Here is a 14,063-nt window from a genome sequence, read left to right on the forward strand (position 1 = left end):
CGGGCGAAACGGCCCCCCGACTCGGCGACCGCTACCGGACCACGCTCAGCGACAGCGCGAACCGGCCCTCGCCGTCCGTCCACCAGTGCGCCAACTCCAGCCCGGCGGCGGAGAGTTCACTGCGCACGCCCTCCTTGCGGAGCTTCGCGGAGATCTCCGTGTGCAACTCCTCTTCCGCCGCGAAGTCGACGGCCAGGTCGAGCGCCGGGACCTTCACGGTCTGGTCCCTGCGCGAGCGCAGGCGCATCTCGATCCACTCGTTCTCGGCGTCCCACAGCGCCACGTGGTCGAAGGCGCCGGGATCGAAGTCGGCGCCCAGCTCCCGGTTGACGACGGTCAGGACGTTCTTGTTGAACGCGGCCGTCACCCCGGCCGCGTCGTCGTACGCCCTGACCAGCACGTTCTCGTCCTTGACGAGGTCCGTGCCGAGCAGCAGCGCGTCACCGGGGGAGAGCAGCGAACGGACGGAGGACAGGAACGCGGCGCGCTCGACCGGCAGCAGGTTGCCGATCGTGCCGCCGAGGAAGGCCACCAGACGCGGTCCCGGCGTCCCCGGCAGGGACAGACCGCCCGTGAAGTCGGCGATCAGCGCGTGCACGCTCAGCTCCGGCCGCTGGGCGATGAGGGCGTGCCCGGCCTGGGTCAGGGCGCTCTCGCTCACGTCGACCGGCACGTAGGTGTGCAGCCCCGTCAGCGCGTCCAGCAGGTACCGGGTCTTCTCCGAGGAGCCGGAACCCAGCTCGACCAGGGTGCGGGCGCCGGTCGCCGCGGCGATCTCGCCGGAGCGCGCGACGAGGATCTCCCGTTCGGCGCGGGTCGGGTAGTACTCGGGCAACTCGGTGATCCGCTCGAAGAGTTCGCTGCCGTGGGCGTCGTAGAACCACTTCGGCGGCAGCGTCTTGGGCGTGTGCGTCAGGCCCTTGAGGACATCGGCGCGCAGCGCGGCCTCGGTGGCGTCCTCGGGCAGGGTGCGGGTCAGCAGGAACGGACTCACGTGCGGGGCTCCTCGAGTGCTTCCAGGGACTTGAGGGGTGTCAGCAGGACGTCGGTGCGGCTCGCCGTGAGCAGCGTGCGGTCGGGAGCCTCCTGCCAGTGCGGATCGTCGTCGTACGGCTCGGAGGCCACGACCGTTCCGAGGCCCGGGCGTTGCAGGTACCAGAGGGTGTCGCCCCAGGCGGTCGCGGCGATGGTCTCGCCGTCGGTCAGCAGCAGGTTGAGCCGGGACCCGGGGGCCGCCTCCGCGACCTCCAGGACGGTGTCGGACAACGCCTGGCCCTGGTCGTCGCCGCCGTGCAGCCGGTCGAGGACCAGGGCCCACACGAACGCCGAGTCGTTGCGGGCCTCCATCGACAGCAGCTCCGCCGGTGGCAGCGAGGCGGTCAGCGGGGCCAGGGAGTCCGGCCAGCCCCTGACCGCGCCGTTGTGGCTGAACAGCCAGGGCCCGGAGGCGTAGGGCGCCGCGGCGGCCTCGGCGTCGGCTCCCGCCAGGGTCGCGTCCCGTACGGCGGCCAGGACCGCCGTGCTCCGCACGACCCGGGCGAGATCCGCGAAGGAGAGGTCGGCCCAGATGGGCCCGGCACGCCGGTAGCGGGCGGGGACGGGGTCGTCCTCGGCGTACCAGCCGACCCCGAAACCATCGGCGTTGACGGTGCCGTACCGCTGCCGGCGCGGTGCCCACGACTGCCGGTACAGACCGTGCTCCGGCTCCACGAGGAGCCGGCCGAGCGGCTGCTCGGGGCCCAGATAGGCGAGGTGACGGCACATCAGACGGCTCCCGCGGAACGGGCCGTGCGGAAGCCGGAGAAGATCTGCCGCCGGATCGGGTAGTCCCAGTTGCGGAACGTGCCCCGGCAGGCCACCGCGTCCACGGCGAACGATCCGCCGCGCAGCACCTTGTGGTCGGGGCCGAAGAACACCTCCGAGTACTCCTTGTACGGGAACGCCTGGAAGCCGGGGTAGGGCTCGAAGTCGCTCGCCGTCCACTCCCACACGTCACCGATCAACTGCCGTACGCCGAGCGGTGACTCGCCCTCCGGGTAGCTTCCGGCGGGGGCGGGGCGCAGATGGCGCTGGCCCAGGTTGGCGTGCTCGGGCGCCGGGTCGGCGTCGCCCCACGGGTAGCGCATCGAGCGGTCGCCGGCCGGGTCGTGGCGGGCCGCCTTCTCCCACTCCGCCTCGGTCGGCAGCCGCCGTCCGGCCCAGCGGGCGTAGGCGTCGGCCTCGTACCAGCACACGTGGACCACCGGCTCGTCGGGCGGTACGACCTCGGTGACGCCGAAGCGCCTGCGCAGCCACTGCCTGCCGTCGCGCTTCCAGAACAGCGGGGCGTGGATGGAGTGGGCGCGGATGTGCGCCCAGCCCGCCGGGGCCCACCAGCGCTCGTCGTCGTAGCCGCCGTCGTCGATGAACGCCTGGAACTCGGCGTTCGTCACCGGGGTCGTGTCGATGTAGAAGGCGTCCACCTCGCGCCGGTGCGCGGGGCGTTCGTTGTCCAGCGCCCACGGCTCGTCGGAGGTGCCCATGGTGAACGGGCCGCCGGGGACCAGGACTTCGGCCGGGCCGGTGAACAGCGGGGCCGGTGCCGGGTCCGGGGCGGTCAGGGCGGCGGGGCCCTTGCGGAGCTGATGGGTGATCAGCATGGTCTCGTCGTGCTGCTGTTCGTGCTGCGCGATCATCCCGAAGGCGAACCCGGCCTCGGTGAGCCGCGTCCCGTGCAGGGCGGCGCCCTCCAGGACGTCCAGGACCCGTCCGCGTACCTCCGCCGCGTAGCGCCGGGACTCGGCGGGCGAGAGCAGGGGCAGGGTGGGGCGTTCGGAGCGCGGGTGCTCGAAGGCGTCGTAGATGCCGTCGATCTCGGGCCGTATCGCCTCCTGCCCGGCGACGGTCCGCAGCAGCCACTGCTCCTCCTGGTTGCCGATGTGGGCGAGGTCCCACACGAGCGGCGACATCAGCGGCGAGTGCTGGGCGGTCAGGTCGGGGTCCTCGACGCAGCTCGTGAGGAGTGTCGTGCGGTCCCGGGCGGTGACCAGGGTGGTCACCGCCCGCTCGCGGAAGGCCTTGGGATCGACGGACAGGTCGGCGGTGGAGTCGGTCATGTGCGGCTTTCCTTCCCGAGCGAACCGTGCGTCCGGTCCAGCAGGTCGTCTGCGGGGCAGCGGCCCCGGATCACATAGCGGTGCAGATACGTTTCGACAGCGGCGGTGACCTCGGGTGTCGCGCCCAGTCGGGGCAGCGCCTCCAGGGCCGTCGAGAAGCACGCGATCGCGGCCTCGTGCAGCTCGGGGTCGGCCAGGCCGTGGCGGGCCGCGTCGGTCCACAGCGGATTGTGCGGAGCGGGCATCGACAGGGTGCGCTCGGCCAGCGGCTTCACCACCCGGTAGGCGGTCTCGGCCGCCTCCGGATCGTCGAACAGCGCCGCCGTCACGGCGAGCGGGACGATCCAGCCGTCCTCGCCGGGCTGCGCGTCGATCATGCGCAGTTCGAGATGGCCGCGCGGCCTGACCGGCGGGAACAGGGTCGACACGTGGTAGTCGAGATCCTCCCTGGTCGGCTGCCGGGGCACCCCCGACCTGACCCACTCCCGGAAGGTCAGCCCCTCCGGGACGTCCCAGGGGCCGTCGTCCCGCCGGATGCACATCACCGGCGCGTCCAGGACGTGCCGGGCCCAGGCGGTGCGCGGGTCGGTGTCCAGGGACGGACCGCCCGCCCGGCCCCTGCCGATCTGAGTCCACCGGAGCTGGCGGGTCGAGAGCCAGCCGGTGGGCTCGGAACCGGCGAGCGGGGAGTTGGCGAAGGCGGCCACCAGGACCGGGCCCACCTGGTGCGCCAGGCACCAGCGGCGTCCCAGGCCGAGGGGGCCGGGCTCCTCGTGGCCCGCGTCCAGGCACACCTGCACGGAGGCCGAGGTGCACATCATCGCCCGGCCCGCCGGGCCGGTGCGGTCCAGGCAGGTCTCCATGGCGTCGTAGCGCGGTTCCCGCAGGTATCTGCGGGGCGGGTGCCAGGGGTCGTGGCCGATGCCGACGAGGCCGAGGCCGTGCTCGGCGAGGGCCGCCCGGACGGCGGCGAGGTCGGCGGAGACGGTACCGATGCACTCCGTCAGGGAGTCGGCGGGCTGCGAGCTCAGCTCCAGCTGTCCGCCGGGTTCGACGGTGAGCGCCGACTTCAGGGGCACGGTCCGCAGTGCGGCGTAGGCCGCCGCGAGTCGTTCGGGTGTGACGGGGAGCCGCGGGTCGCGCAGCTCGTGGACGAGCCATTCCACTTCCACCCCGATGCGGCGGGGCGGGCCGGTCTTGAAGCAGATACCGCGTACGAGAGCTTCCAGCTCGGCCTCCGGTATGGCCGTACGGGGTTCCGTACAGTCGCTTACCGAGTCGGACATGTCGGGATCCTCCTTGGTGGCCCGGACAGGCAACTCGTCCCACCCAAGACCCTCGCGGCGCTTGGCACAAGGGGGCGTACCCGTACGTTCCGGACTGGTCACACTTCCTTCCCGGGTGCTGTGGGCACCCCGAAACCCTGTTGCACCGCAGGACCAGCATCGCTCACGATGCGTTCATGAGCACGACGGGGGAGACCGCGCGGCGTGCGGTCATGGCGCTCACGGGGGTGGCGCCATGAGCGCACGCCTGCGCGGGATCGCACAGGAGACGGAAGAGATCGTCGCGGCGGGGCGCTACCGCGCGCCGGACGGCCGCGAGGTCTCCATTGCCGCCGAGATCGAGGCGGCGCGCGCCGGGACGCGGATGTACGGGCCGGGACCCGTGGAGGTGCCCGCCTTCACCGTCGCGGACACGGTCGGCGAGGTCGCGGTCGGCGCGGTCACCGTCGTCGAGGTCACGGGGGAGAGCAGTCTGGAGGCGGCCCGTCGGCTCGGCGGCCGGACGGCCGTGCTGAACTTCGCCTCGGCGCGCAATCCGGGCGGCGGCTATCTGAACGGCGCCCAGGCCCAGGAAGAGGCCCTGTGCCGGGCCTCCGCGCTGTACACCTGCCAGCTCCGGGCCCGCGAGTTCTACGACCACCACCGGGCCCACCGCGACCCGTTCTACACGGACCGGGTGATCCACTCGCCGGCCGTACCGGTGTTCCGCGACGATCGCGGCCGGCTGCTGGAGTCGGCGTACCCCGTGGGGTTCCTGACGGCGGCCGCCCCCAACGCCGGGGTGGTGCGGCGCACGGCGCCCGAGCGGGCCGCCGAGCTGCCGCGGGCCCTCGCGACGCGCGCCGAGCAGGTGCTGTCGGTGGCCGTGACGGAGGGCTACCGGCGACTGGTGCTCGGCGCCTGGGGCTGCGGTGTCTTCCAGAACGACCCCGCGCAGGTGGCGGGCGCGTTCCGCACCCTCCTCGGACCCGACGGCCGGTTTGCCGGCGCCTTCGAGCACGTGGTGTTCGGGGTGCTGGACCGGACGCGGGGGGCGGTGGTGCGGGGGGCGTTCGAGCGGGCGTTTCCGGTGGGGGGTCTGCTTTCCAGGGGTTAGGGGTCGGTGGGGGCGGGCTTTCAGGGGTTAGGTGCCGGTCGAGGTCGGCTTTCATGGTTAGGCCCCGGTCCCGGTCCCGATCGGGCTTCGAGGGGCGGGCTCGGGGTGGGTCGGGTCCGAGGGCCCGCTCCTGGTGGGGGGCCGACCTTCGATGGGTCGCCTGTCGGGTGGTGTTCCTGGCGGGGGGTTCGCGGTCCGAGGGGGTTGGCGGTCCGGTTGGCTTGCCTGCCGGGCTTGTGTGTCCGCCGGCCGTCGGACGATGCTCCCGGCCGGGCTCCCGTGTCCGCCGGTCGGTGGACGATGTTCCCGGCCGGGTTTCCGTATCCGCAGGGCCAGTCGGCGGGGGGTGTTCCCGGTTCGGAGGGGGATCGCCGTCAGGTCCAGCCGTACCGCTCGTGCAGCCGCTGCCTGACCAGGTTGAACCGCCCGCGGTCCAGTGCGCACGCCTCCCGGCGCATGCCCTCCTCGTGGAGGCGCAGGACGCGGTCGACGGCCACCCAGGAGTCCCGGCCGGTCCGGTCCCAGGGCCCGCTGCCGATCGCGACCCACTCCCGGTCCCCGTCGTGCCGCTTGCTCGACAGTTGCACGGCGAGGAACGTGCCGGCCGCCTCCCGGGCGACCACGAGCACCGGGCGGTCCTTGCCGCGCCCGTCGTTCTCCTCGAAGGGCACCCAGGTCCACACGATCTCGCCGGGGTCGGGGTCGCCGTCACGCGCGGGTGAGTACTCGGTGCGCACCCGGCCCACCTCGCGCGGGTCGGCCTCGATGGTGGCGGTGGCGCCGAAGCGGCCGGGGACGTTCTCGTCGGTGTCATGGATAGACGCAGTCACGAGGGCACCTTATGGCGTCGGCCCGACCGGGCGAGTAGTACGGTCTGTCGGATGGACGAAGCGGCGGGCGCGATCACCTTCGTGTGGCTCGGGATGGTGCTGGCGATCTCCTTCCTGGAGGCGCCGCTGAAGTTCCGCGCGCCGGGAGTGACGATCCAAGTCGGCCTGGGCATCGGCCGCTTGGTCTTCCGGGCCCTGAACCTGGTGGAGAGCGTCCTGGCCGCCGCGGTGGTCGTGCTGGTCGCCGTCGGTGACGCACCGGCCCGGGTGATCGCGTGGACCGTGGCGGTGACGGTCCTGCTCGTCGGTCAGCTCGCGGTGGTCCGCCCCCGGTTGAACCGCCGCTCCGACCGCGTCCTGGCCGGCGAGGGTCTGCCCCGCTCGCGCGGTCACCTCGTCTACATCGCCTTGGAGATCGCGAAGGTCGTCGCCCTGATGGGGTCGGGCGTCACGCTGCTCGCAAGCTGAACGCGGGGTGAACGAGCGATCCCCTCAGCGCACGCACGCGAACGCAGGCGATCCGGGGCCCTCACCGAGGGCCCCGGACCACCCGCCCCTCACTCCTGCACCGGCACCTTCTGGCCGGGCGGCGGTGCGGCGACCCCGTTGAGCGAGGTCGGGCCCGGCGTCTGCCCGTTCTGGTTCATCGACGCCAGCAGCTGACGGGCCAGCCCCAGCCCGGTGCCGCCCATCGTGAGCGCCTTGGCGAGCATGTCCGCCATGCCGTCGGCGCCGTTGAGCACCACCATGTTGTCGACGCTGCCGAACGCGGACGCGCCCGCCTTGACGATCTCCGGCCAGTTCTCGGCGAGTTGCTGGGCGACGACCGCCTCCTGGTTCTCGGCGAGGGCTGCGGCACGGGCCTTGATGGCCTCCGCCTCCGCGAGCCCCTTCGCCTTCGCGGCCTCCGCCTCGGCCAGACCCCTGGCCTGGGCCGCGGCCGCCTCCGCCTCACCGGTCGCACGGGTCGACGCGGCCACGGCCGTACCGCGGGCCTTCGTCGCCTCGGCCTCGGCACCCGCGGCCGTCTTGACCCGCGTGGCCTCGGCGGCCGCGGCGAGCTCGGTCTCCTTCGCCTTGGCCTCGGCGGCGGAGATCCGCGCGTCGCGCTCCGCCTCGGCGAGCGTGCGCTTCTCGTAGGCCTTGGCGTCCGCCGGCTTGCGGACGTCGGCCTGGAGTTGCTGTTCACGCCGGTGCGCCTCGAGTTCGGCGACCCGGGTCTCCTGGACGACGACTTCCTGCCGGGCCCCGGCGTCCGCGAGCGGACCGGCCTGACGCGCCTTCGCGGCCGCCTTGTCCCGCTCGGCCTGGTAGCCGGCCTGGAGGATCTCGCTGTCCCGCGTGGCCTCCGCCATCCGAGCGAACGACTGCTGTTCGGCCTCGGTGGCCAGCCGGTTCGCCTCGGCCTGTGCGATGCGCGCGTCCCGCTGGACGGCCGCCGCGTGCGGCATCGCCAGGTTCTGGATGTACCCGGTCGGGTCCTCGATCTCGTGGATCTGCAGGGAGTCGACGATGAGCCCCAGCTTCTCCATCTCGGTGCCGCAGGCGGCCCGGGTCTGCCCGGTGAGCTTCTCCCGGTCGCGGATCATGTCCTCGACGGTCAACCCGCCGACGATGGAACGGAGATGGCCGGCGAACACGTTGTGCACCCGCTCGGACATCAGCTTCTGCTGGTCGAGGAACCGGCGACCGGCGTTGGCGATCGACACGAAGTCGTCGCCGACCTTGAAGATGACCACGCCCCGCACCTTGAGCGGGATGCCCTGGTGGGTCACGCAGTCCACCTGCAGTTCGGTCTCGTTCAGGTCGAGCGAGAGCTTGCGCACCGCCTGCACCCCGGGCAGCACCAGCGTGCCGCGCCCCGTGACGATGCGGAACCCCATGCCCTCCTCGAGGCCCTCGGTCCTGTGCTTGGACCCGGAGATGATCAGTGCCTCGTTGGGTTCCGCGACCCGCCACATCATCTTGAACAGACCGATCAGAACGGCGACGGCACCTACGGCCACCCCCGCAACGACGCCGACAACCATCGGCATACGCCCCCTTTGCATGGTGCCCTTTCGGCACCGAACGAAGGGAGTGTGCGCCTGTTCCCGGCCCGGGTGAAGACGCGGGCGAATCCTTGTCGAAACCTTGATGCACGCGCCTCTCACCTGCGCGTGAACGGGCTCAACTGTCGTACGCCGCCTGCACGTAGACCGTCCTCGGCGGCAGGTACTCGACCACCATCACCACGGTGCCCCGCTCGATCCGGTCGGTGCCGGAGGCCGGGTAGGCGAGGAAGTGCTCGGCGCCGCCCCGCACCCGGACGATCACCTCGCCGACGAGCCCGGGCCCGATCGTCCCGGTGACCCGCCCCATGAGCCCGACCATCGACGCGTCGTCCATGGTCACAGCGTACGGGCCGGGTTGCTCACGCGGCCGGCGAATCCGCGGGGACATGCGGCCAGAGCTCGTGCCAGCGCAGTTCGGCCTCCAGCTGCGAGGCGAGCGACAGCAGGAGCGGCTCGCTGTTCGCGGGACCGAGCAACTGGGCGCCGACGGGCAGTCCGCCCGCGACGAACCCCGCGGGCACGTTGACCCCGGGCCACCCCAGTACGTTCCAGGGCCAGGCGTACGGACAGGCCGCGATCATCGCGCGGTCGGTGGCCAGCCCGCCCAGCTTCAGCATCGCCCCGACGCGCGGCGGGGGCGCGGCCGTCGTCGGGGCGAGGACGACGTCGTACGACGTGAAGAACTTGCCGATACGGCGGTGCAGGAGCGCCTCCGCGCGCCGCGCCGCCCGGAGCGGGACCCCGCCGAGCAGTCCGCCGAGCCTGGCCGCGTCCCGGGTGCGGCGGTCCAGGAGCGCCGGGAAGGGAGCCTCCCGCACCCGCTCGGCGAGACCGACGGTGGCGCGCGGGACGAAGGTGAGCCCGATCTGGCCGTACGGCGGATCCGCCTCTTCGACGATGTGCCCCAAGTCGCCCAGCTTCTCGGCGAGTTCGACGACCCGTGCGCGTACCTCCGGCTGGAGCCGGGCGGGCAGCGCGGTGAACGGCGGCTTCAGGGCGAGCGCGATCCGCAGCCGGCCGGGGTCCCGGCCGACCGCCGCCGAGGCGTCCACGGCGGGCGGGCGGTGCGGGTCCAGCACGTGGTTGCCGGCGGCCGCGTCGAGGAGGAGGGCCGCGTCGGCGACCGTGCGGGCGAGCGTGCCGTTGACGGTGATGCCCTGGAAGGACTCGCCGCGGGGCCAGGTGGAGATGCGGCCGCGCTGCGGTTTGACGCCGACGAGGTGGGTCCAGGAGGCGGGGATGCGCACCGATCCGGCCCCGTCCGAGCCCAGTGCGGCGGGCACGAGACCGGCGGCGACGGCCGCGGCGGACCCGCCGGACGAGCCGCCCGGTGTGTGTTCCGGGCTCCACGGGTTGCGGGTCGCGCCGAAGGCCGGTCCCTCGGTGAACGGCCACTGCCCGAACTCGCAGGTGTTGGTCTTCCCGACGATCACGGCCCCGGCCGCGCGCAGCCGTCGTACCGCCTCGCCGTCCCTGGCGGCGGCCGGGAACTCGCCCGCGCAGCCGAACGCGGTCGGCTCACCGGCCACGTCCATGTCGTCCTTGACGGCGACCGGCACGCCGAGCAGCGGTCTGCGTACTCCGGCGGCCAGTTGGGCGTCCGCGTCCGCGGCCTCGGCGAGGGCGGCTTCGGCCCGTACGATCCGGAAGGCGTTGAGGGTGCCCTGGCTGCCGTGGATCCGCGCGAGGGTCCGCTCGACGAGCGCCGCGGAGGTGATCGTGCCGTCGGCCAGCGCACGGGCGGTCTCCGTCAGACCCGCGGAGCGGTCGTGCGTCATACGGTCCACCTTCGGTACGACGTTTGCCTACCGCACGGTAACCCCGGAAAGCGCTTCGCTGGAACGACCCTGGCGGCAGTGGCGGTTCGGGCGCACACCACAGCCGCCTCGCGGTGCTCACGAGGTCCTGCGCAAAGCATTGACGCGTGCAGGTCACAGCCTTACCTTCTGATCGACTTCCCGAACCTCGTTCGGTATTTCGGACAAGCGGAGCCGCGTTGTCCGTGTCCTTGCCCCAGGGAGAGCCGCCGTGACCTCACGACCCCCCACGCCGTCCCGTCGCACCCTGCTGCGCGCGATGGCGGCCCTGCCCGCCTCCGCCGTCCTGCTGGGCGAACTGCCCGGCGCGGCCCTCGCCGCCGCCCCGCCGGGCGGTTCCGCGACCCGCTACACGATCGTGCCGTTCCTCAACAGCAACGACGGCACCGTGAACGTCTACCAGTCCGACGACGCCACGGACTTCCGGCTGCTCAAGTCCTCCGCCTACACCCCGCCCGGCAACAGGATCCGCGACGCGAGCGTCCTCAAGCACACCGACGGCTGGTACTACCTCACGTACACGACCCACACCTGGCAGGACGTCAGCACCACGATCGGCTTCGCCCGCAGCTCCGACCGGGTCAACTGGACCTTCCTGTATGACTGTCCGGTCCCGATCGCCGACCTCTCCCGCGCCTGGGCGCCGGAGTGGTTCGTCGACAGCGACGGCAGTGTGAACGTCATCGTGTCCTGCTCGGTCGCCGGCAACGAGTGGATCTTCACCCCCTACCGCCTGAAGGCGACCAACTCGGCTCTGACGGCGTGGAGTTCACCCGTCGCCCTGGCCGGGATCGGCGCGAACCACATCGACACGTACCTCGTGCGGACCGGCTCGACGTACCACGCCTTCACGAAGAACGAGACGACCAAGTACATCGAGTACGCGACGGCGTCGTCCCTGACCGGCCCCTACACGATCTCCAGGACCGGCGACTGGGCGGGTTGGGGCAGCTACCGCGAGGGCCCGTCCGTGATCCAGCTCGACAACGGCGGCTGGCGGATCTTCTTCGACGGCTACGGCGACGGCAACTACTACTACAGCGACAGCTACGACTCCTTCGCGACCTGGTCCGCGCCGGCCGCGCTGCCGGTGGTCTCCGGCACCGCGCGCCACTTCACGGTCGTCAAGGAGACGGTGTCCGGCGGCCCCTCGCTCGCGAGGAACGTCACCCGCTCCTTCCAGTCCGCCAACTACCCGTCCCGGTACTGGCAGGCGCAGTCCTCACTGCTCAACCTCCCGGTGGTGTCCGGCTCCAGCACCGCCGCCGAGAAGACTGCCGCCACCTTCACGGTCGTCGCGGGCCTCGCCGACGCCAACGCCTACTCCTTCCGCGACTCCTCCGGCAAGTACCTGCGCCACTGGGACTTCCGCGGTCGTTTCGACGTCAACGACGGCACGTCGACCTTCGCCAAGGACGCGACGTTCATCGCCCGCACGGGTTCGTCCTCGGGCGCGATCCGCTGGGAGTCGTACAACTATCCCGGCTATTACCTGCGCCACTACAACTACCAGCTCCGGGTGGAGCGGACGACGGGGACGGAGCTGTTCCGACAGGACAGCTCGTTCGTGCCGGTGGCTGCCTGGGGCTGAGCTACGGAGTCGGCTCCACCGTGATGTGCGGGGACAGCGCGCGGAGGAAGCCGGGCGCTTCGAACATCGCACCGGCGGAGGCGACGCCCACCGTCCTGGTCCGGCCCGTGAGGAGGCGGTGGACCGCTTCGACCGCGAGCGGCGCGGTGACGGCGTAGATGTCCTGGCCGCGGGCCACGGCGCGCCGTTCGGTGCCGCCCCGGCGTACGACGACGTCGACGAGGAAGGTCTGTGCGGAGCGCCCCTGTTCGTCGACCGCGGCGGGAGCCGGTGTGGCCGGGGACGACACGCCCCTGGCCGCTTCGGCGGTCATGTACGTGCGCACTTCGGGGACGGAGAGATGACTGGGGAGGGTGACGACGTCGGCCATGGTGAACTCGCCGATGACGTCCCGTGCCCCCAACGGGTCCGGGAAGGGCCACCGCAGGGTGGGCGGGTCGTCGCTGTGGTACTCCAGTCGCCCCTTCGTGAAGCGGACACGGCGGCCGTCTCGCCGCTCGGCGGAGACCCTGCCCGCGGCGCGTGTTCCGTCCGTGGGGGCCCAGTCGCTGAGGCCGTACGCGATGTGCGCCTCGTCCGCCTCGGTCCAGTCGCCCATCGTCGCGGTGGCCATCAGGTCGCCGAGGCCGCCGAAGAAGGCCATCGCCGGCACGATCGCCGCCCCCTCCGCGCGCGCCCGGTCCGCGAACCGCGCGAACGTGTCGGCGTTGGCCTCGATCTCGGCAGCCACGTCGACGTAGGGGATCCGGGCCCGCAGGGCCGCCTCGATCACCGGGGCGGCCGTCGTGGCGAAGGGCCCGGCGGAGTTCACGACGGCTGCCGCACCGGCCAGGGCGTGATCGAGCGCGGCCGGGTCGTCGACCGCGGCGGGACGGACCTCGAGTCCGGGGTGCTCGTCCGCCAGAGCCTTCAGCTTGTGGGCGTCGCGCCCGGACAGGACCGGAACGAATCCGCGCTCCCGCAGGTGTGCCACCACGAACCGGCCGGTGTGCCCGTACGCCCCGTACACCGTCACCGTCTGCCCCGTCGCCATGCCTTCTCCCCGTGCCGGAATCGATCAACGACGACGATCCTCGCGTGCTGGAGGGCGCGACCGTGAGTGTCCGGAACGACATCTCCCGTACAATTACGGACATGGGAACTGTCGCGTTGGCCGTCACCGAAGGGATGCTGCACTTCGAACTGTCCGTGGCCCACGAGGTCTTCGGCTCCGCCCCGGACGCGGTCACCGTCCCCTGGTACGACATCTCGGTCTGCGGACCGGGCCCGGTCCGCTTCGGCCGGTTCCGGCTGGAGCCCGACCACGGCCTGGACCGGCTCCGGGACGCCGACACCGTGATCGTCCCCGGCTGGGCCGACATCGACGTGGCGCCGCCCGCCGAACTGGTGGACGCGGTACGCGCGGCCCACGACGCGGGTGCTCGCGTGGTCTCCCTGTGCACGGGCGCGTTCGTGCTGGCGGCCGCGGGCCTGCTGAACGGCAGGCGGGCCACCACCCATTGGGCGCACACCGACGTCCTGGCCGCCCGCTACCCCGAGGTGGAGGTCGACCCGGACGTCCTGTACGTGGACAACGGCAGCGTGCTCACCTCCGCGGGCAAGGCAGCCGCGCTCGACCTGTGCCTGCACCTCGTCCGCCTCGACCACGGCTCGTCGATCGCCAACACGGTCGCCCGCCGCCTCGTCGTACCACCGCACCGGGCCGGTGGCCAGGCCCAGTTCGTCACCGCTCCGGTACCCGCCCGGGACGACCACCCGCTCGCCGCCCTGCTCCCCTGGATCATCGAGCGGCTCGACCAGCCGCTGACCGTGGCGGACCTCGCCCGCCACGCCCGGATGAGCGCACGCCATCTGGGCCGCCACTTCCACGCGGCGACCGGCACCACCCCCTTGCAGTGGCTGCTGGCCCAACGGCTGCGCCGCGCCCAGGAGTTGCTGGAGAACACCGACGAGAGCATCGACACCATCGCGGCGGCCACCGGCATGGGCACGGCCACCACACTGCGCCGCCACTTCCACCGCACCCTCGGCGTCCCCCCGGACACCTACCGCCGCACCTTCCGCTCCCGGCCCCGTCCTCTGCCTGACTCGGTCACCGGCCAGGGGTGACAGGGCCGTTCACGGGAGTGAGACACGGCATCCGGACCGTCGGCGCCGACAACGCCGGCGGCGCACGCACCCCGCGGAACGGCCGCCCCGCCGCTCGATGACCTCGTCCACCAGGAACCAGCGGCATCCGGATCGAAGCCCCCCGTCCCAGGGCGCCGCCCGATCCACCTCCCGCCGATGCCGCT

The 14,063-nt window shown here is 72.5% G+C and carries 13 protein-coding genes; 4 read left to right on the forward strand and 9 right to left on the reverse strand.

The genetic code is table 11. The features are described 5' to 3' along the window. Positions 1 to 31: 31 nt before the first annotated feature. The 4 genes from egtD to egtA are packed head-to-tail and all read right to left on the reverse strand — an operon-like array spanning position 32 to position 4,381. Positions 32 to 994 carry an L-histidine N(alpha)-methyltransferase gene (gene egtD, locus ACIQJT_RS02570; protein ID WP_402639251.1) on the reverse strand — a complete coding sequence of 321 codons (963 nt, stop codon included), beginning with the start codon at positions 992 to 994 and terminating at the stop codon, positions 32 to 34. Beyond that, positions 991 to 1,764 carry an ergothioneine biosynthesis protein EgtC gene (gene egtC / locus ACIQJT_RS02575; RefSeq protein ID WP_402639253.1) on the reverse strand — a complete coding sequence of 258 codons (774 nt, stop codon included), beginning with the start codon at positions 1,762 to 1,764 and terminating at the stop codon, positions 991 to 993. Before egtC ends, egtD begins: the two co-directional genes overlap by 4 nt. After that, positions 1,764 to 3,095 (reverse strand): ergothioneine biosynthesis protein EgtB, encoded by a 1,332-nt coding sequence (gene egtB / locus ACIQJT_RS02580; protein ID WP_402639255.1) that lies wholly within the window; start codon positions 3,093 to 3,095, stop codon positions 1,764 to 1,766. Before egtB ends, egtC begins: the two co-directional genes overlap by 1 nt. After that, complete coding sequence (gene egtA / locus ACIQJT_RS02585) at positions 3,092 to 4,381, reverse strand: ergothioneine biosynthesis glutamate--cysteine ligase EgtA (protein ID WP_365454996.1); 1,290 nt, start codon at positions 4,379 to 4,381, stop codon at positions 3,092 to 3,094. The genes egtB and egtA overlap by 4 nt, the downstream gene beginning before the upstream one ends. A 235-nt stretch (positions 4,382 to 4,616) precedes the next feature. Between egtA and ACIQJT_RS02590 the strand changes: the two genes are divergently transcribed. Next, a complete protein-coding gene (locus ACIQJT_RS02590) occupies positions 4,617 to 5,477 on the forward strand; it encodes a TIGR02452 family protein (protein ID WP_402639257.1) in 861 nt (286 codons plus the stop codon). Positions 5,478 to 5,851: 374 nt separating this feature from the next. On the opposite strand, the gene ACIQJT_RS02595 is transcribed toward ACIQJT_RS02590, so the two are convergent. Then, positions 5,852 to 6,307: a type II toxin-antitoxin system PemK/MazF family toxin gene (locus ACIQJT_RS02595; protein WP_365455002.1), complete on the reverse strand. Its 456-nt coding sequence runs from the start codon at positions 6,305 to 6,307 to the stop codon at positions 5,852 to 5,854. A gap of 51 nt (positions 6,308 to 6,358) precedes the next feature. Between ACIQJT_RS02595 and ACIQJT_RS02600 the strand changes: the two genes are divergently transcribed. Further along, the gene (locus ACIQJT_RS02600; RefSeq protein ID WP_402639259.1) at positions 6,359 to 6,775 is read left to right on the forward strand and encodes a hypothetical protein; all 417 of its coding nucleotides are present in this window, start codon (positions 6,359 to 6,361) and stop codon (positions 6,773 to 6,775) included. 89 nt (positions 6,776 to 6,864) lie between these two features. Here ACIQJT_RS02600 and ACIQJT_RS02605 read toward each other — a convergent pair whose 3' ends face one another. The 3 genes from ACIQJT_RS02605 to ACIQJT_RS02615 form a co-directional block, all read right to left on the reverse strand. Further along, positions 6,865 to 8,343 carry an SPFH domain-containing protein gene (locus ACIQJT_RS02605; protein ID WP_365455008.1) on the reverse strand — a complete coding sequence of 493 codons (1,479 nt, stop codon included), beginning with the start codon at positions 8,341 to 8,343 and terminating at the stop codon, positions 6,865 to 6,867. Between the two features lie 133 nt (positions 8,344 to 8,476). Next, on the reverse strand, positions 8,477 to 8,695 hold the full coding sequence (locus tag ACIQJT_RS02610; RefSeq protein WP_030044637.1) for a hypothetical protein: 219 nt from the start codon (positions 8,693 to 8,695) through the stop codon (positions 8,477 to 8,479). Positions 8,696 to 8,720: 25 nt separating this feature from the next. Then, complete coding sequence (locus ACIQJT_RS02615; protein ID WP_402639262.1) at positions 8,721 to 10,139, reverse strand: amidase; 1,419 nt, start codon at positions 10,137 to 10,139, stop codon at positions 8,721 to 8,723. Between the two features lie 250 nt (positions 10,140 to 10,389). On the opposite strand from ACIQJT_RS02615, the gene ACIQJT_RS02620 reads away from it, so the two are divergent. Continuing rightward, complete coding sequence (locus ACIQJT_RS02620) at positions 10,390 to 11,769, forward strand: glycoside hydrolase family 43 protein (protein WP_402639264.1); 1,380 nt, start codon at positions 10,390 to 10,392, stop codon at positions 11,767 to 11,769. A 1-nt stretch (position 11,770) separates the two neighbouring features. Here ACIQJT_RS02620 and ACIQJT_RS02625 read toward each other — a convergent pair whose 3' ends face one another. After that, positions 11,771 to 12,802 (reverse strand): saccharopine dehydrogenase family protein, encoded by a 1,032-nt coding sequence (locus ACIQJT_RS02625; protein WP_402639266.1) that lies wholly within the window; start codon positions 12,800 to 12,802, stop codon positions 11,771 to 11,773. Between the two features lie 101 nt (positions 12,803 to 12,903). Here ACIQJT_RS02625 and ACIQJT_RS02630 point away from each other — a divergent pair, with 101 nt between their 5' ends. Continuing rightward, positions 12,904 to 13,878, forward strand: a complete 975-nt coding sequence (locus tag ACIQJT_RS02630; RefSeq protein WP_402639268.1) for a helix-turn-helix domain-containing protein — start codon at positions 12,904 to 12,906, stop codon at positions 13,876 to 13,878. Positions 13,879 to 14,063: the final 185 nt, after the last annotated feature.

Origin of the sequence: Streptomyces sp. NPDC091972, from assembly GCF_044756385.1 — a bacterium.
In the GTDB taxonomy this organism is placed as follows: domain Bacteria; phylum Actinomycetota; class Actinomycetes; order Streptomycetales; family Streptomycetaceae; genus Streptomyces.

Excerpts from the sequence above, each read along its gene's own strand:
- egtC (WP_402639253.1), bottom strand. The coding sequence starts at position 1,764 with ATGTGCCGTCACCTCGCCTATCTGGGCCCCGAGCAGCCGCTCGGCCGG.
- egtB (WP_402639255.1), bottom strand. The coding sequence starts at position 3,095 with ATGACCGACTCCACCGCCGACCTGTCCGTCGATCCCAAGGCCTTCCGC.
- egtA (WP_365454996.1), bottom strand. The coding sequence starts at position 4,381 with ATGTCCGACTCGGTAAGCGACTGTACGGAACCCCGTACGGCCATACCG.
- ACIQJT_RS02590 (WP_402639257.1), top strand. The coding sequence starts at position 4,617 with ATGAGCGCACGCCTGCGCGGGATCGCACAGGAGACGGAAGAGATCGTC.
- ACIQJT_RS02600 (WP_402639259.1), top strand. The coding sequence starts at position 6,359 with ATGGACGAAGCGGCGGGCGCGATCACCTTCGTGTGGCTCGGGATGGTG.
- ACIQJT_RS02605 (WP_365455008.1), bottom strand. The coding sequence starts at position 8,343 with ATGCCGATGGTTGTCGGCGTCGTTGCGGGGGTGGCCGTAGGTGCCGTC.
- ACIQJT_RS02610 (WP_030044637.1), bottom strand. The coding sequence starts at position 8,695 with ATGGACGACGCGTCGATGGTCGGGCTCATGGGGCGGGTCACCGGGACG.
- ACIQJT_RS02615 (WP_402639262.1), bottom strand. The coding sequence starts at position 10,139 with ATGACGCACGACCGCTCCGCGGGTCTGACGGAGACCGCCCGTGCGCTG.
- ACIQJT_RS02625 (WP_402639266.1), bottom strand. The coding sequence starts at position 12,802 with ATGGCGACGGGGCAGACGGTGACGGTGTACGGGGCGTACGGGCACACC.
- ACIQJT_RS02630 (WP_402639268.1), top strand. The coding sequence starts at position 12,904 with ATGGGAACTGTCGCGTTGGCCGTCACCGAAGGGATGCTGCACTTCGAA.